The following is an 18,197-nucleotide window of genomic DNA, read 5'->3' as shown; positions in this document are numbered from 1 at the left end:
TATGGGTAACCTGGAAGCGAAGCGCGACTGGGGACATGCCCGCGATTATATTGAGGCGATGCACTTGATTCTGCAACAACCTGTGGCGCAGGATTATGTCATTGCTACGGGAGCCACAACGTCTGTTCGCGATTTCTTGGTAAGAGCTTTTGCCCATGTAGGTGTAACACTTGTCTTTAAAGGTAAAGGTGTTCATGAAGTAGGTATTGTTGACGAGGTAAAAAATCTTTCCGATGATTTTGTGCTGAAGCCCGGTACAGAAGTGGTTGCTATTGATGAACGTTACTTCAGGCCTACAGAGGTAGATTTGCTGTTGGGTGATCCGACTAAAGCAAAGACTATATTGGGGTGGCAACCGAAGTATGATGTAGATAAGCTACTAAAGGAAATGGTAGACGCTGACCTCTCTTTGATGAGACGGGAAAGTTTGCTAAGACAAGGTGGGTTCAAAGTACTCAACTATCACGAGTAAGTATATATAGGGAATATATTTGATGAGTCGCGCCTGGCGCTTAATAGATATCAATTATGAAAAAGCTGTTTTTTTTATTTTTAGCAGTTGCAGGTTTACAGGCAACGGCACAGCAATCGAAGCCTTTGCAGTTTAAGGAAGAGATTTATGATTTTGGTAATGTAGCCGAGGACGGTGGTCCGGTAACGCACGAGTTTGTTTTTACCAATGGAAGTAATCGCCCGATAAAAATTATAACAGTACAGGCATCCTGTGGATGTACAACTCCGGGCTGGTCGAAAGATGTTGTGGCTCCGGGTAAAACAGGTTACGTACAAGCCAGCTTTAATCCGAAAGGACGTCCGGGTTTCTTCACAAAAACATTAACTGTAACAACTGACCTTGAGGCAACACCTCTCGTATTGCAGATCAAAGGACAGGTAAATGCGGCAGGTTCTTCCGAGCCTTCAGACTTCCAGGCAATGAATGGAAGCTGGCGATTAAAAACAGGATCGTTTAATCTCGGCAAAGTATATCGCAAAGATGAATTTACAGCACGCGATTTTCAGATATTGAATAGTGGCAGCAAGCCAGTAACCTATAGCGGAAAATTTACAGGCCCGGCCTATATAAAAGTGGAAGTCACTCCAAAAACATTGGCACCTGGAGCTAAGGGCAATTTGAAAATCAGCTATAACGGAAAGTTAAAAGGTGCGTATGGATTCCAGTCTGATAATGTAGAGATACAAACAGACGATGAAGTGAATCCTGTAAAATCATTCTCTGTTTATGCTACACTCGAAGATTATTTCGAGCCACTCAAACCGGAAGAGTTATCAAAAGCTCCACAACTGCGATTAGGGATTAACTCACTTGATTTTGGCACAGTATCAGATTCAGGAGCAACCCGCGAAGTAACGGTGACAAACAGTGGTAAAAAGGATTTAACAATCCGATCACTACAAGGAAATTGTACCTGCGTAACAGCTTCAGCTACCAAGCCAACCCTGAAACCGGGTGAGAGCAGTACCATCAAGATCAATTTCAAACCGCAGGATCGTAAAGGAACACAACAGAAAGCGGTAACGGTTTATTCCAACGACCCAAGAAATCCAGTGCAGCGGTTAACCTTCTCTGCCTATGTAAACTGAGCTTTGCAAAGATTTACTTCTTAAGGTAGCATACTCAGTGTTTCCCATTAGTATATCATGCTTAGCTAACTCTTTGTAAAGAAGCGTGTTGGGTTTAGACTACCAACAGGTGAACATCCGTATGGATAAGACAGAATGTTAATTCAGTAGATGAACCGGGGTTGAAAATGGGCTTAATAAGCGTATATTTACCCCCCTCAAAAGACGGTAAAAACGAATAAATGAATCGAATTTGGCTGGTTTTAGGCGTATTGATGTTGACTTTAGGCGCCTGCGTTCCGAACAGAAAACTGGTTTACCTGCAAAAAGATGATGAGCTCAAGCATCGCAAGGAAATCCCCAAAGATACCATATTACGCACGCATGCGCTGAGTATTAAGGAATATCGAATTCAGCCACTTGACATTTTGAGTGTGAACTTCGAGACCTTAAGTAAGGATGATGATGTTTTTGATTTCCTGTCCAAACTCTCTACCAGCAGCCGTTCTTCGACTGGAAATTCTGCGAACGCCTCTTCGGCCATAGCGTTGAATGGTATGGTTGTGAATACGGAAGGCGAAGTAGAGTACGCGGTTCTTGGAAAAATAAAAGTGGCAGGGCTCACGATCTTTCAAGCACAAGATTCAATTAAGGCAATCGCCTCTCAATATATACCGGATGTTGTTGTGCGTGTAAGAATGTTGAATTTCAGATATACCGTTCTCGGAGAAGTGAATGGTGAGCAAACGGTTATCTCCACGAATACCAGGATTAATATGATGGAGGCAATTGGTCTTGCCGGGGGATTAACAGAACTGGCAGATAGGAGCACTGTAAAAGTTATACGTCAAGACGGAAGCAAGACAGAAATTTTCTATGTTAACCTGTTAGAAGAAGATTATCTGGAATCTCCTTTTTATTACGTTCAGCAAAACGATGTGATCATCGTTCCTCCGTTGAAGCAGCGTCCGTTCAGAAAATACTTTACCAGCAATCTGGCCATCATTACCTCGGCTATTAGCTTTGCTGTGCTGATCATCAGTTTATCAAATAAATAAAGACCCTTGGCTGAAAACCCTATCATATCTGGCTTGACCAATAATGAAAACTCTGTAGAACCTAAAGGTGGTATAGAGATAAATTTCAAGCGCGTATTGGCGCGTGCTTTGCAATTTTGGTATTTCATAATCATATCGCTTGCTATAGCATTAACTATAGCCTATCTCATTAACCGCTATAGCGCCAGAATCTATCCGGTAAAAGCCTCTATACTAATAAAAGAAAATGAAGAAAATGCTGGAGCCAAGTTTTTATACAACAATGAACTCCTAAATCCTTATCGGAATTTCTTCAACGAGATTTATATTATGAGATCATATCCATTGCTTCAGGAAGTAATGGAAGGCTTGGGGTTTGATATTACTTTTTATCGTGAAGGAGATATTAAAACTACAGAGTACTACGATCCAAATTTTCCTGTGAAATTTCATATTCTGAATGAGGGGAAGAAGCCTTATGGCAAGTCGCTTTTGTTTACGGTAAATGATTCCAAACAGTTTACGTTGCAATACTTTTCAGAGGATCAGGAAAGCAAAGGGAAAGAATTTCCGGCTCTCTCGTTTAACGATACTCTTCGAATAAATGGATTCAGGTTGTACGTAGAAGAAATAGGTTCAGTATCGGAGATAATCGGTAAAACGTTCATCGTACAATTTACTGATCCTTTGTCATTAGCAAAGTCGTATGCGGCAAGATTAAAAATTGATTGGGCCGAGCCAGGTGCTTCTGTGGTGGACTTAAACATACAAGGAAGCAGCCCAATGAAAGAAGTTAAATTTCTGAATCGGTTTATTGAGCGATACCAGTTCTATGACATCGAGAAAAAGAACAAAGTGGCAACTATGGCCATTCGCTTTTTGGATGAGCAACTTCTCGTTATCGGAGATTCTCTAAAGCTATATGAGGATCAGGTGGAGAACTTTAAAAAACGTAATATCATAACAGATCTTGATGAGGAAACAAATCGCCTGTATCTCAAGTTACAGGAATTTGAGAATCAAAAATTCCAGTACAAATTATTGGAGAATTACTATTCTTATATTGAAAGGTTGTTGAAGAGTGAACAGTACGATGGCATATTTACACCTTCCAGTGTGGGCATTACAGATGAAGTAGTTGCAACATTGGTAAGTCAGTTGATTGAAGTGCAGATACAAGTAAATGTATTTAAGGGTGTTGAGAGGAGAGGAGCTGAGAAATTTAAAGATGCACCTGTATATCAAAGTAAACTTCGTGAGATACAACAGCTCAAGAACGATATTCTTAAAACGATTGATAACAGTAGAAAGACACAACAAATCAATGTGGCGTTTATTGATGATCAGATTGGTATTGTAGAAGAACGTCTGTCTAAACTTCCGAAGACAGAACGTGAGCTGGTTGCTATACAGCGAAACTATTCGCTCAAAGAAACGCTATACATATTCTTGTTGCAAAAGCGCACTGAGGCTGGTTTATCAAAAGCATCTACCACTTCGGATATTGTTATGGTGAATCCTCCTATGGCAGGAGCTGCAATTTCTCCGAAGGTAACTCAGAATTACTCCATTGCACTCGTGGTGGGCTTAGCTATACCGATTATTGGATTTGTATTTCTGGAATTGATCAATAATCGCATTCAGTCGAAAGAAGATATAGAGAAGATCACAAGAGTTCCAGTTATAGGAGGAGTTGGTCACAATATTTCCAAAGACCCATTGATTGTATATCGCAAACCTCGGTCTGCTATATCTGAATCTTTCAGGGCTCTAAGATCAAATCTGAATTACTTTACTGGTAATCAGGGACGCCAGGTCTTTATGATTACGTCATCTATTCCCGGAGAAGGTAAATCATTTACTACGCTTAATATAGCTACAGTCTTTGCCCTGGCGGGTAAGCGTACCGTTGTAGTGGGAGCGGACTTGAGAAAACCTAAGCTATACGATGATCTTAACCTTCATAATTCATTGGGCTTAAGTCAATATTTATCGGGATTGGCGAGCTATGAAGAAGTACTGCAGCAAAGTGAGATTGAAAATCTTTACTTGATAGCGGGAGGACCAATGCCTCCGAATCCAAGTGAATTACTGATTCGTCCGGCAATGGAGAAATTGATCAATCATCTCAAAGAACAATTTGATTATGTAATTATGGACACGCCTCCATTAAGTTACGTAACCGATGCATTTGTTCTGTCGACTTTTGCTGATCATACACTTTTTGTGATCAGACAAAACTATACCCCTCGTGCAGCGCTGCAATCTTTGGAAGAGTTCTATGCTACAGGTAAACTTTCCAATATCAGTATACTCTTCAATGATTTGAGAAAATCCGGACTTGGCTACGGGTATGGTGGATACGGTTATGGCTATGGTTACGGTTATAACTATGGTTATGGTTACGGTATAAAGAAGAATAAGAGCGGAGAAGGTTATTACGAAGTATAATTTATGAATGTATTAAAAGGCCAGAAGGTTTTAGTTACTGGTGCTGATGGTTTTATCGGGTCGCACTTAGTGGAGGGTTTATTGGAGGCAGGTGCCTCAGTGAAAGCATTTGTCTACTATAATTCATTTAACAGTTGGGGGTGGCTTGATAGTTTTCCTAAAGAGACCAAAGATAGACTTGAGATTTTTGCAGGCGATATCCGTGATCCTAATGGTGTACGAACAGCTATGCTGGGAGTAGACGTTGTATTTCATTTGGCGGCATTAATTGCTATACCCTTTAGCTATCACTCACCGGATAGTTATATTGATACAAATGTAAAAGGAACGCTTAATATAGTGCAGGCTGCACGCGATTTAAAGATCAAGAGGGTGCTCGTAACCTCAACTTCAGAAGTATACGGAACAGCTCAGTATATCCCCATAGATGAGAAGCATGCAAGGCAACCACAATCTCCTTATTCAGCGTCTAAAATCGGAGCCGATTGTATAGCAGAATCTTTTTATAGAAGTTTTGATCTGCCGGTTACAATTGTAAGGCCATTCAATACGTACGGGCCCCGCCAGTCAGCTCGTGCAGTTATACCAACTATTATAACCCAATTAATGAGTGGAGCTAATACAATTGACTTGGGTGATCTGCGTCCTACTCGCGATTTGCTTTTTGTAAAGGATACTGTGCAAGGATTTATAGCAATAGCGGAAAGTGAAAAATTAATAGGGCACGATGTTAATATAGCGACACAATCAGAAATCTCCATTCGTGCATTGGCGGAAGAACTTATTAAGCAGATAAACCCGAAAGCAACAATCGTTGAAGATAAGCAACGGTTAAGGCCAGATAAAAGTGAAGTATTCCGGTTGTATGGAAGCAATGCAAAATTGAAAGAATTTACGTCTTGGACTACTAAATATACTTTGGAGCAAGGGCTTAGAGAAACTATACAATGGTTCTCTAATAAGGAAAATCTGGCGCGCTACAAAGCAGATATTTACAACGTATAAATATCAAGCTGGTCAATGGAAAGGGCTGCCATATTTACAGTGATTTTTCCTGGTAATTTACCTTTCTTCAATGACTATTTGGATTCGTTATGCAATCAGACCGAGAAGCATTTTGATCTGATACTACTAACTGATAGTGTAGGTGATATTGAATCTTGGTTAAGACCGTATAGAGATCGTGTTTCAATACAGATATATCCGGTAAGCGGAACAATAGCATCAGTGCGTGAAGTAGGAGTAGAGATACTACGAAAGCTGCAACATCCCTATGTTATATTTTCGGATACAGATGATATTTTTTCCAATGACAGGGTGGCTAAATGTTGTGAACACCTGGCTTCATTTCCGGTAGTGGTAAATGATCTGTCTCCCTTTTCGCATGCAGAGGATCGAAGCGGAGTTGGTTATTGGGATAAACGACTGGAAGATGGTCACATTTTTTCAGTTACAGATATAGAGCGGTATAATTTTGTTGGATTAGGCAATACAAGTGTACGCAGAGAGGTATTGGAAGAATTTAAAATTCCTCAGCAGCTTAAAGCGATTGATTGGTTTTTATTTTATAGGTGGCTTCAAGAAAGGGAAGGGGTATTTACGAAAACAGGAAAAATGTTTTACCGACAGCATGTAAATAACCAGGTAGGATTGCACAGAATAAACGAACAAAGACTGAGAGCTATTTTGATAACAAAGATTGAGCACTATAAAAACTTGTCATCTTTATTTCCCCATCTATACTCGCTAATGGAGGAAACTGAAAGAAAGCTCAATCGCATCAATTCTGATAAAGCTTTCTTGGAAAGAAAATTACAGGATATAAATAATAATACAATAAATTACTTTTGGTGGGAAGAAACGGAATACATACATGAGTGAAATAACATTAAAACCGGGAAGAACAGTCAAAGATTTTGGCGTGCCTTATATCATTGCTGAATTGGGGTCTAATCACAATGGTGATATGGAGCTTGCAAAAAAGCTGATTGTTTCAGCTAAGGAAGCAGGCGCTGATTGCGTAAAATTTCAGAGCTGGTCGAAAGATTCAATTTTTTCGCGCAAGACGTATGATGATAATTATTTTATAGCAGATGACTATCGCGATCGAACTGACTTTACATTAGAGTCTATTGTGGATGCCTATTCTATTTCAGAGGAAGAACTGTTGTCAATGAAAAAGTTTGCAGACGAGATAGGCATCGACTGTACATCGACACCTTTCTCTAAAGGGGAGGTTGATTTTCTGGTGGATAAACTTCAGGCGCCATTTATTAAGATTGCCTCCATGGATCTTAACAATTATCCTTTCCTGGATTATGTAGCGAGAAAAGGAAAGCCTATGGTTATATCAACTGGGTTGAGTGAATTGTATGAAATCGATAAAGCCATACGTACAATTGAGAACGCTGGTAATAAGCAGATAGTAATATTGCATTGTATTTCGATCTATCCACCACAGGATTTTCAGGTAAATCTTAATAACATCGATACACTTCGGACTTTATATCCAAACTATCCTATTGGTTTCAGCGATCATACGCTAGGTATAACTATACCTGTTTCATCTGTGGTAAAAGGTGTGTGTGTAATCGAAAAGCATTTTACACTGGATAAGAACATGGAAGGATGGGATCATAAAGTATCTGCCAATCCGGAAGAAATGAAACTCATCTGCAGTGAGACAAAACGTGTGCATGCAGCACTGGGGACTACACGTATACAAGTTCAGGAAAAGCCAGATCGTATTGAATCCTTCAGAAGAAGTATCGTAACAACACGTGCTATTAAAGCAGGGGAGGTTATTAAAAAGGAAGATCTTGATTTTAAAAGACCTGCTACGGGTATAGCACCAGAATATTTAGATCAAGTTATTGGGCGCACAGCAAAGGTAGATCTGGCTCATGATAAACCTTTCACTTTTAAAGAGCTGATCTGATGATAACGGGTACTGTAAACGATTTGCATCGATATGCGGGAGTAATACCTTCCATATCAGATATCCAGCAGTTTTTGATAAAAAATGAATTACCGAACATCGGAGAGTGGCATGTATTATCTGGAGATCTAAAAGTTATTCGTTTGAATGACTGGAATCGTAACAGTGCCTTGTATGAAACGCATACAAAAAACTATGACCTTCACTTTACATTAAGGGGGAAAGATAAAATGAAAATTTCACTGGATTATAGAAATATGGAGGTAACCGATCCATACGATCCAGAGAAGGATTTTACTCTCTATAGAGGAGAAGTTGATGTGGAGTTATTACTGAGACAACAACATTGGGCTTTTATTCTACCCAATGAACCTCATAGAAATCAATTTGAAGAGGAAGGTACTGAAAAACTTGTTTTTAAAATTCGTGTCAGAGAGCAATGGGAAAGGTAGTTAGTTGCATCATCGCCAGAACCGTTTCAACACGGCTTCCTCTGAAGGTTTTGAGGAGTGTAGGAAATGAGTATACGATGCTTGATTTTATGATTAAGCGTTTGAAGTCGGTATCAAGTATAGATGAAGTCTTTATTTGTACTTCTCACGAGGCTGTAGATGATATTATGGAGGATATAGCGGCACGTAACAATGTTAAAGTTTATCGTGGCTCTCCTGATAATGTCATTGAAAGAATGTTGGCCGTGGGAGATATTACCGATGCAGAATTGCTTCTCCGAATCACAGGCGATAATCCATTTACAGCAGTTGAATATATAGATCAGCAAGTGCAATTATTGAGGAATAAAAACCTTGATTACGTACGATTAATAGATGTACCCATTGGTGCAACTGCAGAGGTGATGACCAGAGAAGCACTTAAACGTTGTTATACAATGATGGATCCATCGGTAAGTGAGTATCTAATGCTGTTTATGTTCGAGCCTGAAAATTTTAAGTGTGGAGTTGTTAAACCATTTTCGGAAGATCTGTCTACAATGAGTTTGACAGTGGATACACCACAGGATATGGAGCGCACAAGAGCGATTATGACATATTGGGATAAACAGGCTGTTGCAATTACTTTAAATGATATACTTACTATATCCTCGCGCAATACAATTCCTAATTTGTTTATAAAGCCTTCTGGTCAAATTAAGCTCCCCTATGGTAAGACGATTGACTTTGAAGATTTTTTAAAGGATATGAATCGTAGAATTACTCAATCAGAATCGCTTAACTTATATGCATAAACTTTTTATTTATGCCGAAACAGCCTTTCACCATGAAGGTGATATGGATTTTATGCTGCAATTGATAGACAAGACAGCAGAAGCGGGTGTTGATGGTATAAAATTTCAGGTACTGATTAACTTCGATGAACTTATTTCTTCAAGTAATCCAGCCTATCAAAAATTGCAAGGATATATTTTTTCATATCAACAATGGAAAACAATTTTTGATTATTCAATCCAGCGCCAGTTGGCTATAGTTGTAATGCCACTGGATACAGGATCATTTCAGCTGACGAAAGAGTATAAAGATTATATTCGATATATAGAGTTGCATTCAGTTTCTTATCATGATCAATTGGTAAAAGAGAGAATTAAAGAATTAGGAATAGACTTAATTCTTGGTGCAGGAGGGCGAACTAAAAAAGAGATAGACGAGGCTGTTGAATATTTTGGTGAACAACTTAGAGTTCTCATGACTGGATTTCAATCTTATCCCTCAGCAATTCAAGATATACGACTTCGTAAGATTCAGGATTTACGAAAAGAGTATCCTGATGTTCAAGTAGGTTACGGAGATCACAGTAGTTATGATGATCCGTGGTGTGTAGATAGTAATACGTTAGCGTACGCTATGGGCGCTTCGGTTTTTGAAAAACACATTACCCTAAATGAAGGGCAATCTCGTGTAGATTTCGAATCTGCCATTGGAGTTGAGAAGCTAAAGAAGATTAAAGAAAATCTTGATAAGCTCTATGATATTTTATTTAGCTACAAGGATTCATTTGAAATGACTCCGGCTGAAGTAAACTATAGGAATCGCCAGAAAATGGCAGTAGCTAATGGAAACCTAAAAGAAGGCTCTATTGTAACCGCCAAGGATATATCATTGAAGATGGTGGGAAGATTTGATGGTTATTCGAAGCTTGATGATTTAGTTGGAAAGCGATTAGTGAATGCAATACAATCTGATACTATAATACGACCTGAAGATGTCAGTAACTAAGCTAGTTTTAAACAGTGCGACAACAGTACATGAAATCATTCAGATGCTTGATAAATCTGGTGTCGGAATTTTACCTGTGGTAGATGTAGATCAACGGCTTGTAGGTATTGTAACAGATGGTGATGTACGAAGAGCCATTCTTCAAAATTCTTTGGATATAGACCATATCATTAATAAAAATCCCAAACGGGTTTCCAATAAAACGGCTAAAGGAGAAATCTTAAGATTGCTTAGACAAATGCATCTAAGACACATGCCAATTGTCGATGAACAAGGCAGGCTGGTTGATGTTGTTTTTTTGGAAAACCTGATGGTTGAGCCTAAGGCTAATAAAGTAGTTATTATGGCCGGCGGGCTTGGTAGCAGACTTGGAGCATTAACACAGGAAACACCTAAACCTATGCTCCCTGTTAGAGGAAGACCTATTCTCGAACACATTATTGAGAATTTAAAATTTCAGGGGTTTACGCAATTTGTGTTGTGCCTCAATTACAAGGCTGAAGTCATTCAGAATCATTTTAAGAATGGAGAGAAACTTAATGTAAATATTGAATATACTAAAGAAGAAAAAAGGCTTGGCACAGCAGGTGCGCTGAGTCTTATTGACCGTAAGTCTATAGAAGATCCATTTATAGTTCTCAACGCGGATATAATTACCAATATCGATTTTGAAGATGTACTTAACTTTCATGCCGGGCAACAGTCTCACGCAACGATGTGTATAAAACCTCAAGCCTATGAGATACCGTATGCATGCGTTGAGTTTGATGAATATTTCAATTTAAAAAGCCTGGTTGAAAAGCCAAAAGTGAATAACTATATAAATGCTGGTATATATACATTAAATCCCGAAATTCTGGAAGAAGTCCCTGCAGGAGAATTTTATGATATGCCTTCGTTGTTTCAAGACCTTATAAAAAAGGAATTCACCACAAAAATATACCGATTTGAAGATTATTGGATTGATATAGGTTTACCTACAGATTATTCAAAAGCTAACTCAGAAATTAACTGATGAAGAGGATACTTGTAGTAGGAGATTCTTTGACATTACCGCGTGATAAACCGGAAACCTGCGTTTATCAAAATACATGGCCTGAATTGTTAAAGAAATCTTTTATTGTTCATCAGGTATCCATTGGAGGAGGAACGATCAGGGATTTACATAGACAGCTAGAGTATTATAAAGCTTATAATCCAGATATAGTAATTCTACAGTCAGGTATAGTTGATTGTGCACCAAGATCTCTATCGCAATTTGAGGTAATGGTGTTGGAAAAGAATTGGTTCACAAGGAAGTTCTTTTTGCCTCTTGTAAAAAGAAATAGCAAGTTTCTTCGTAAAGTGAGAGGGAAGACATACACTCCGGCTGGAACGTTCTCTTCCTTTCTTGATAAGATTAAGAAACAGTTGCCAGGTGCGAAGATTTATAGTCTTGCAATACTGCCTACTAACGATCAGTATGAACTGGTAGTGCCTGGAATAACAAAAAAAGTTAAAGAATATAATGAAATACTAAAAAAGCATTTCGGTACTGGTTTTATATCGCTTGACGAGATTGACCGAAAAGGTATAATGTCAGATCATATTCACCTTAATGAGATTGGACATTTATATGTATATAATATACTAATGAATACAATCTGATTTATGCTTAAGAAAGTATTCAGTCACACAGCTATATATGGTCTTGCACCCTACATCCCCAAACTGTTTAGTTTTTTTGCGTTACCGATAATTACAAAAGACCTCTCTGCTACTGATTATGGTGTGGCTGGATTTGTTACAGCGTATGTAGGCGCTATAGGAGTGTTCAATACATTAGGACTTCGCATTATCCTCGTAAATTCATTTTATCATTATCGTAGTCAGTTCAAATGGTTGTGGAGGCAACTATATGGATTTCTTTCTTTGTGGATATTGGTATTTGCGATTATAACAACAGGAGTTTTATTATTTGCTATACCTTCTGAGGCAAAAGCAAATGCTCCAACAATAATTTTACTCAATGTAATCCCGCTGGTATGTTTTGGGCCAGTGAGCATGATTGGAAGTACCTATTTCCAGTTAAAGCAAAAGCCCATGCAAATAGCTACACGTACCATTTTATTCGGACTCTTATCAGTCGGATTAAATATCTATATGATCAGTTATTTGAAGCTGGGCTATATGGGGTGGTTTTGGACTGAGTGTATCGTAGGACTTTTGTCTAATGCATCTTACTGGTATGCTGTAAATATACAATTAGGGTTAAAGCCAATTTTTAGATTTAAAAGCTCTACAATTATTCGGTCTCTTAAAACGGCCATGCCTACTGTGCCCCATTACTATGCAACCTATCTTTTAAATTCATCGGATCGCATGGTTATGGATATTTTGAAAATACCAACGAATCAAGTAGGTAAATATAACCTCGCAGCTAATTTTGGAAATTACTTTGGTACGCTTGCTACGGCATCAGGACTGGCGACAGGTCCGATGTTGAACAGTTTATATAAGGAAGGGAAAGATATTGTTGCAAGGAATTTAATCTTTATGTTACAGGGGGCGTTCTTCTTGCTTACCTTCATATTCTGTCTGTGGTCGAAAGAGATCTTTTATCTTCTTATTCGAAACGAAGTATTACGTCAAGCTTACCCGTTTGCCATTATTCTTATTATGAGCTATAACTATAGACCAATGTACTTTGCCTCTAATGCGAAAATATTGTTTTTTGAAAAGACCTCCGTGTTGTGGCGTGTATCATTTGGTGCTGGTGTTATCAATATCCTTTTGAATTTCACCCTCATTCCCGTTTTTGGTGTTGTCATTGCATCGGTAACAACTTTCGTGGCTTATATGTACATGGGCTATATTGGTTTTACTTTTAAGACGTTTAAAGATTTGAACAATGGAGTAAAGCATTACCCGCTGGTTTGGCTGATTGCTACTGTAATTCTGACAGCAGCAGCTTATGTATTGGTGGAGTTACCAGTTATGGCTAAAGCAAGCGCTACAGTTGTTTTGCTTGGTATAGCATTTATACTCTATAAAAAATTTAAGAAGCATTTAGTCAACTAAGTAAAGAGAAGAATGATTATTAATAACTATTGTGGCAACTTCTAATAGAAAAGATATAATTGATTTTATTGTTGCACAGGAAGAAGATGTGCAAGTAAACGACTGGCAGGTATCTGGTTTTGAGTTATGGCCAATCGTAAGAATAAAGCTTTTTTTTACACTGATCTTTGCTCTGGAGAAACATACTTCCTCTGAGAGTACAAGTATGAGATTGTCGTTACGTCAAAAGCTGGGTATATTAGTTGATTCTGTTTTTTATAGAATTAGTATAGCGCTAAAGATTAAACCAGTGAAGACATTATATGCTGGTTTTTTTGCGCATCGAATATCATTCAAGGGTAAATCATTTAATCGTTTTTTTGATCCGATGCTCGATAAAGAAAACGGGAATGGCTTATTGATGGAATATGAAAGACCAAAAACAAAGTTAGATTATTATGAGAAAAAGAGAGTAATAGAAGTTTATAGATTATTCCCTTTTTTTAGCTTCACACGTAAAGGAAATATAGATATTGATTCTTCTATAGTCTCACAAATCAAGAAAGTGATTGAAGGAGCAAGTCTTCATTTTGGTATTTCATTGGATGTAAACAAGTTTCTCGCTTCTCTGCAAAGTGATATAAACCGGGTGCAGGTTAACAAGGAACTATATAATTTCCTCTTCAAAAAAGTAAAACCTTCAACAGTAATTTGCCTTACCTACTATAATCCTTCGAGTATGGGAATTATAGCAGCTTGCAAAGCCATGGGGATAGAGGTCCATGAAATGCAACATGGGCCACAAGGGGCACTACATGCAGCTTATGCGTCTTGGACGAAAGTCCCTGAAACAGGTTATCAATTGTTACCTGATAAATTCCTTTGCTGGAATGTAAGCGATGCAAGTGAGATAAATGCCTGGGCCACTTCTTCAAAGCATAAGGCAATTGCTTTTGGTAATCCTTGGGCAAGATACTGGAAGGAAGGGATGGCGTCCAGTAGTTATAATAAGTGGCCAAGGAACTTGATTCTTTATACGCTCCAACCGGTTGATGATATCTTTGAACCTTATCTGGTGGAAACCATAAAAGCATTGAGTTCGGAGTATCAATGGTGGATAAGACTTCACCCTCGTCAGTTAGGAGAGCGGAGAAGAATACAGGAAGAAATCGATCGTCTTGACCTTGCATCTGTTGTAAATATAGAAGACGCAACATCGTTACCTTTGCCTGATATAATGATTCACAGCCGGGTTCACATTACTAAATATTCTGGTTGTTTTCTGGAGGCTTTAGAATTTGATGTTCCATCTGTTCTGATTGATGAGCGCGGCGTATCAATTTTTAAAGACTACCTTAATTCATCCATTGTATCTGTAGTGCTGGATCATAATTCCGGAAGTCTTCAAAAGGTTATTCAGGATTTGAGTACAAACAGAAAGTAAATTTGACTGAGTGATATAAAAATGAATGTTCTTGTAATTATACCTGCAAGGGGAGGATCGAAGGGGATTCCCCGAAAGAACCTGCGGCCGCTAAATGGTAAACCGCTGATATATTATTCTATAAATTTGGCGCGTGCGTCTGTTTATAAACCCGATGTATATGTAAGTACAGATGATGAAGAGATCGCATACTTCTCCAGAAAGTTCGGAGCAAAAGTGCATCTCCGGGATAATAATCTTGGTGGAGATCTGGTAACACTCGACCCTGTGATCTACGAAGCTTATACGAAGATATCTTCGCAGGAAAATAAACAGTATGATTTTGTTATTACGCTTCAACCGACATCACCGTTACTGACTACTTATTCGCTTGATCAGGCACTAAAACGAATACACGAGCGACCTGAAATTGAAACGATATTATCGGCTGTGAACGATACGCACTTGACGTGGGGAAAGAATGAAGGCGGTTATTTCCCTAACTATAAAGCACGCGTTAACAGACAACAATTGCCTCCGGTATATAAGGAGACGGGAGGATTTTTTATTTCACGTGCAAGTATAGTTACTCCTGCAGCACGCATTGGTAAGGCTGTGGATCTATATGAAGTTCCGGTAGGTGAGGCGATAGACATTGATTCGCATGAAGACTGGTCGCTCTGTGAATACTTACTACAGCGTAAAACAATTCTATTCTGCATTTCAGGTTATCCGCAGATAGGGTTGGGGCATGTGTATAATTGCCTTACACTGGCGCACCACATCATGAATCATAAGATTGTATTTTTGGTGGATAAGAAAAGTGATCTCGCCTTTGCCAAGATAAAGGAGAATAACTTTGAGGTTCATCAGGAAGAAACTTCTCTGTTGGAAGACATTCAGAAGCTGGCACCAGATATTGTTGTAAACGATCGCCTGGATACAGATGCTAACTATGTGAAGCAACTTCGTCAATTAGGATTTAAAGTTGTTAACATTGAAGATTTAGGAGAAGGTTCGGCGTATGCGCATGTAGTGATAAATGCTATTTATCCGGAGAAAGAAAGTCCGGCCAATCATTATTATGGCCCGGATTATTTCTGTGCACGTGAAGAATTTTTATTGCATGGAGAAAAGCCGATACGGCCACAGCTAAAGAAAGTGCTGTTGTCGTTCGGGGGAGTTGATCCGAACAATCTTACTCGTAAAACTCTCCAATCCATCTATACTTTTTGTATGGAGAACAAAATTTCAATTCAGGTTATACTGGGGCTTGGATATGCCAATGAAGATACACTTAAAGAGTTTTCATCGGTGGAGATTACACGAAATGTGAAGAACATTTCAGACTATATGTACGATGCGGATATTGTCTTTTCATCTGCCGGCAGAACCATCTACGAATTAGCGCTTTTAGGCACTCCATCGATTATTATGGCGCAGAATGAGCGGGAATTGACACACTTTTTTGCTTCCGGAGAGAATGGTTTTTTACATTTGGGGTTGGGAAGTACTGCCACTGAAAGTGTAATTTTGGGCGCATTGAATGAGTGCCTGCCTCTTGAAAAGCGTCAGGCGATGCATGAGCGAATGATGCGACACGATATTAAGAACGGACGCAAACGCGTAATCAAATTGATCAACGAATTAATAGAAAATACATATGAAGATTAAGGACTTCTTTAACAGTCAGAAACCCAACGACATTACCGTACGTCAGCCATACATTATAGCCGAGGCAGGTGTAAACCATGAAGGTGATATGGAAATTGCCAAGCGACTGATTGCCGAGGCAAAAGAAGGTGGTGCTGATGCTATCAAGTTTCAGACCTATAAAGCCAACACGATTGCATCCAAACATTCTCCTTCATACTGGGATTTGACGAAGGAGCCTACGACCAGTCAGTTTGATCTCTTCAAAAAATATGATAAGTTCTGGAAGAAAGAATTTGAAGAGTTGAAGAAAGTATGCGATCAGCAGGATATAGAATTTTTGAGTACGCCATTTGATGTTGAGTCAGCTACATTTTTAAATGAACTGATGGATGCATTTAAGATATCCTCATCTGATCTTACCAATAAGCCATTCATTGAGTATATGGCTAAATTTGGTAAACCTATTATACTCTCAAGCGGAGCTGCTGAGCTGCATGAGGTTCAGGAAGCTGTGGGTTGGATCAACAAGTATAATGTTCCGCTGGCACTGTTACATTGTGTGCTCAACTATCCAACGGCAGATGAGAATGCAAACCTGGGGATGATCAAAGGTCTGGCTAAACATTTCCCCGATAATATCATTGGCTATTCAGACCACACCTTGCCGAAAGACATGAAGAGTCTTGAAGTGGCTACATTGTTGGGAGCAAGAATACTGGAGAAACATTTCTCACACGATAAAACACTTCCCGGAAATGACCACTATCATGCTATGGACAAGGAAGATCTCAAAGTGTTTAGAAAGAACATGGATCGCGTGGTAGAATTGTTAGGAGAGTTTGAAGTGAAGAGTCTTCCTTCGGAATTGCCAGCTATTAAAAATGCAAGAAGAAGTCTGGTTGCATTGAAGAATATACCGAAAGGAAAAGTGATTGAGTATAGCGACTTAACCTGGAAACGCCCGGCATCCGGAATTAGTCCGAAGTATATAGATGATGTGATTGGCAAAAAAGCAATCGCTGAAATTGAAGAAGATACAGTTTTGATTTGGCACCTCTTTGAATAAACCCTAAGGTGTTCAGTCATGCTCTCGGCAATACGAAAAAAGCTAACAAAGTTTATATTGGATACAGTGGCAATGTCCAATACCACGGGTAATCCCAGTGTATTGGATGTTGATCCATCTGCTACCGTGCGAGGGACTTTCCTGAAGGGACGTATTCAGGTAAAGAGAAAAGCTCAGATACGAAGAAGTCATCTTGACGGGCAAATAAGTATAGGGCAATATACGCAGGTAAATGGTCCCGGAGTCTTTATCATGGGAGGTATCCATGGTGTATCCATTGGAAGTTTTTGTTCGATAGCCCGGAATGTAACAATTCAGGAGCATAACCATAATTACTCGCGCATCTCATCTTATTTTTTTCAAAAGCATTTCTTTACTGGTAAAGAAGAAGATGATATAGTATCCAACGGGCCAATCACTATAGGTAACGATGTGTGGATAGGAGCCAATGCTACTATACTTTCCGGTGTAACGATAGGTGATGGAGCAGTGGTAGCGGCTAATGCTTTGGTCACGAAAGATGTTCCTCCGTACGCTATAGTAGGTGGTGTTCCGGCTTCACCGTTGCGCTATAGATTCCCTCAGCCTGTGATCGATATCCTGTTACAAACGAAGTGGTGGAATTGGGATGAACAAAAGATAAAGTTGAACCGTCATATATTTAGTGCGGACACCATTGATGAAGAGTTGTTGAAGAGTATAAAATAATTGAATGAAAAAGAAAATTAAAGTTTTTTGCGCAGCATATATTAACAAGACGAACGCACAGAACTTG

At 39.0% G+C, this 18,197-nt stretch carries 17 protein-coding genes; all 17 read left to right on the top strand.

From position 1 onward, the window contains the following. A partial coding sequence (locus tag VIN08_RS26540) for a GDP-mannose 4,6-dehydratase (RefSeq protein WP_331972242.1) occupies nt 1-472 on the top strand: 472 nt, incomplete at its 5' end. Between the two features lie 56 nt (nt 473-528). Beyond that, nucleotides 529-1,602 carry a DUF1573 domain-containing protein gene (locus tag VIN08_RS26535; RefSeq protein ID WP_331972239.1) on the top strand — a complete coding sequence of 358 codons (1,074 nt, stop codon included), beginning with the start codon at nt 529-531 and terminating at the stop codon, nt 1,600-1,602. A 221-nt stretch (nt 1,603-1,823) separates the two neighbouring features. After that, a complete protein-coding gene (locus VIN08_RS26530) occupies nt 1,824-2,639 on the top strand; it encodes a polysaccharide biosynthesis/export family protein (RefSeq protein ID WP_331972236.1) in 816 nt (271 codons plus the stop codon). Nucleotides 2,640-2,672: 33 nt separating this feature from the next. Next, nucleotides 2,673-5,069 (top strand): polysaccharide biosynthesis tyrosine autokinase, encoded by a 2,397-nt coding sequence (locus VIN08_RS26525; protein WP_331972233.1) that lies wholly within the window; start codon nt 2,673-2,675, stop codon nt 5,067-5,069. A gap of 3 nt (nt 5,070-5,072) precedes the next feature. Further along, nucleotides 5,073-6,074, top strand: a complete 1,002-nt coding sequence (locus VIN08_RS26520; RefSeq protein ID WP_331972230.1) for an NAD-dependent 4,6-dehydratase LegB — start codon at nt 5,073-5,075, stop codon at nt 6,072-6,074. A gap of 15 nt (nt 6,075-6,089) precedes the next feature. Further along, nucleotides 6,090-6,950 (top strand): hypothetical protein, encoded by an 861-nt coding sequence (locus tag VIN08_RS26515; protein ID WP_331972227.1) that lies wholly within the window; start codon nt 6,090-6,092, stop codon nt 6,948-6,950. After that, on the top strand, nt 6,943-8,007 hold the full coding sequence (locus VIN08_RS26510; RefSeq protein WP_331972224.1) for an N-acetylneuraminate synthase family protein: 1,065 nt from the start codon (nt 6,943-6,945) through the stop codon (nt 8,005-8,007). Before VIN08_RS26515 ends, VIN08_RS26510 begins: the two co-directional genes overlap by 8 nt. Then, nucleotides 8,007-8,459 carry a YhcH/YjgK/YiaL family protein gene (locus tag VIN08_RS26505; protein ID WP_331972221.1) on the top strand — a complete coding sequence of 151 codons (453 nt, stop codon included), beginning with the start codon at nt 8,007-8,009 and terminating at the stop codon, nt 8,457-8,459. Before VIN08_RS26510 ends, VIN08_RS26505 begins: the two co-directional genes overlap by 1 nt. Beyond that, entirely contained in the window at nt 8,447-9,253 is an 807-nt protein-coding gene (locus VIN08_RS26500; protein WP_331972218.1) for a cytidylyltransferase domain-containing protein, read from the top strand. The genes VIN08_RS26505 and VIN08_RS26500 overlap by 13 nt, the downstream gene beginning before the upstream one ends. Beyond that, on the top strand, nt 9,246-10,238 hold the full coding sequence (locus VIN08_RS26495; RefSeq protein ID WP_331972215.1) for an N-acetylneuraminate synthase family protein: 993 nt from the start codon (nt 9,246-9,248) through the stop codon (nt 10,236-10,238). The genes VIN08_RS26500 and VIN08_RS26495 overlap by 8 nt, the downstream gene beginning before the upstream one ends. Continuing rightward, nucleotides 10,225-11,253, top strand: coding sequence for a nucleotidyltransferase family protein (locus tag VIN08_RS26490; protein ID WP_331972212.1), 1,029 nt, complete (start codon nt 10,225-10,227; stop codon nt 11,251-11,253). The genes VIN08_RS26495 and VIN08_RS26490 overlap by 14 nt, the downstream gene beginning before the upstream one ends. Further along, on the top strand, nt 11,253-11,885 hold the full coding sequence (locus VIN08_RS26485) for an SGNH/GDSL hydrolase family protein (RefSeq protein WP_331972210.1): 633 nt from the start codon (nt 11,253-11,255) through the stop codon (nt 11,883-11,885). The genes VIN08_RS26490 and VIN08_RS26485 overlap by 1 nt, the downstream gene beginning before the upstream one ends. 3 nt (nt 11,886-11,888) lie before the next feature. Next, nucleotides 11,889-13,298 (top strand): lipopolysaccharide biosynthesis protein, encoded by a 1,410-nt coding sequence (locus VIN08_RS26480; RefSeq protein WP_331972207.1) that lies wholly within the window; start codon nt 11,889-11,891, stop codon nt 13,296-13,298. A 31-nt stretch (nt 13,299-13,329) separates the two neighbouring features. After that, nucleotides 13,330-14,721, top strand: coding sequence for a hypothetical protein (locus tag VIN08_RS26475; protein ID WP_331972204.1), 1,392 nt, complete (start codon nt 13,330-13,332; stop codon nt 14,719-14,721). A gap of 21 nt (nt 14,722-14,742) precedes the next feature. Further along, nucleotides 14,743-16,374 (top strand): cytidylyltransferase domain-containing protein, encoded by a 1,632-nt coding sequence (locus VIN08_RS26470; protein WP_331972202.1) that lies wholly within the window; start codon nt 14,743-14,745, stop codon nt 16,372-16,374. Next, nucleotides 16,364-17,422: an N-acetylneuraminate synthase family protein gene (locus VIN08_RS26465; protein ID WP_331972201.1), complete on the top strand. Its 1,059-nt coding sequence runs from the start codon at nt 16,364-16,366 to the stop codon at nt 17,420-17,422. Before VIN08_RS26470 ends, VIN08_RS26465 begins: the two co-directional genes overlap by 11 nt. Before the next feature lie 72 nt (nt 17,423-17,494). Then, a complete protein-coding gene (locus tag VIN08_RS26460; protein WP_331972199.1) occupies nt 17,495-18,130 on the top strand; it encodes a CatB-related O-acetyltransferase in 636 nt (211 codons plus the stop codon). The last annotated feature ends 67 nt before the right edge of the window (nt 18,131-18,197 follow it).

It is taken from the genome of Ohtaekwangia sp. (genome assembly GCF_036568665.1).
GTDB lineage: Bacteria > Bacteroidota > Bacteroidia > Cytophagales > Cyclobacteriaceae > Ohtaekwangia.
This window is presented reverse-complemented; position numbering and strand designations above follow the sequence as displayed.

What these genes read in the sequence shown, in the direction of transcription:
- VIN08_RS26480 (WP_331972207.1), top strand. Translation starts at nt 11,889, where the DNA reads ATGCTTAAGAAAGTATTCAGTCACACAGCTATATATGGTCTTGCACCC.
- VIN08_RS26505 (WP_331972221.1), top strand. Translation starts at nt 8,007, where the DNA reads ATGATAACGGGTACTGTAAACGATTTGCATCGATATGCGGGAGTAATA.
- VIN08_RS26495 (WP_331972215.1), top strand. Translation starts at nt 9,246, where the DNA reads ATGCATAAACTTTTTATTTATGCCGAAACAGCCTTTCACCATGAAGGT.
- VIN08_RS26470 (WP_331972202.1), top strand. Translation starts at nt 14,743, where the DNA reads ATGAATGTTCTTGTAATTATACCTGCAAGGGGAGGATCGAAGGGGATT.
- VIN08_RS26510 (WP_331972224.1), top strand. Translation starts at nt 6,943, where the DNA reads ATGAGTGAAATAACATTAAAACCGGGAAGAACAGTCAAAGATTTTGGC.
- VIN08_RS26465 (WP_331972201.1), top strand. Translation starts at nt 16,364, where the DNA reads ATGAAGATTAAGGACTTCTTTAACAGTCAGAAACCCAACGACATTACC.
- VIN08_RS26530 (WP_331972236.1), top strand. Translation starts at nt 1,824, where the DNA reads ATGAATCGAATTTGGCTGGTTTTAGGCGTATTGATGTTGACTTTAGGC.
- VIN08_RS26520 (WP_331972230.1), top strand. Translation starts at nt 5,073, where the DNA reads ATGAATGTATTAAAAGGCCAGAAGGTTTTAGTTACTGGTGCTGATGGT.
- VIN08_RS26500 (WP_331972218.1), top strand. Translation starts at nt 8,447, where the DNA reads ATGGGAAAGGTAGTTAGTTGCATCATCGCCAGAACCGTTTCAACACGG.
- VIN08_RS26490 (WP_331972212.1), top strand. Translation starts at nt 10,225, where the DNA reads ATGTCAGTAACTAAGCTAGTTTTAAACAGTGCGACAACAGTACATGAA.
- VIN08_RS26485 (WP_331972210.1), top strand. Translation starts at nt 11,253, where the DNA reads ATGAAGAGGATACTTGTAGTAGGAGATTCTTTGACATTACCGCGTGAT.
- VIN08_RS26535 (WP_331972239.1), top strand. Translation starts at nt 529, where the DNA reads ATGAAAAAGCTGTTTTTTTTATTTTTAGCAGTTGCAGGTTTACAGGCA.
- VIN08_RS26515 (WP_331972227.1), top strand. Translation starts at nt 6,090, where the DNA reads ATGGAAAGGGCTGCCATATTTACAGTGATTTTTCCTGGTAATTTACCT.
- VIN08_RS26460 (WP_331972199.1), top strand. Translation starts at nt 17,495, where the DNA reads ATGTCCAATACCACGGGTAATCCCAGTGTATTGGATGTTGATCCATCT.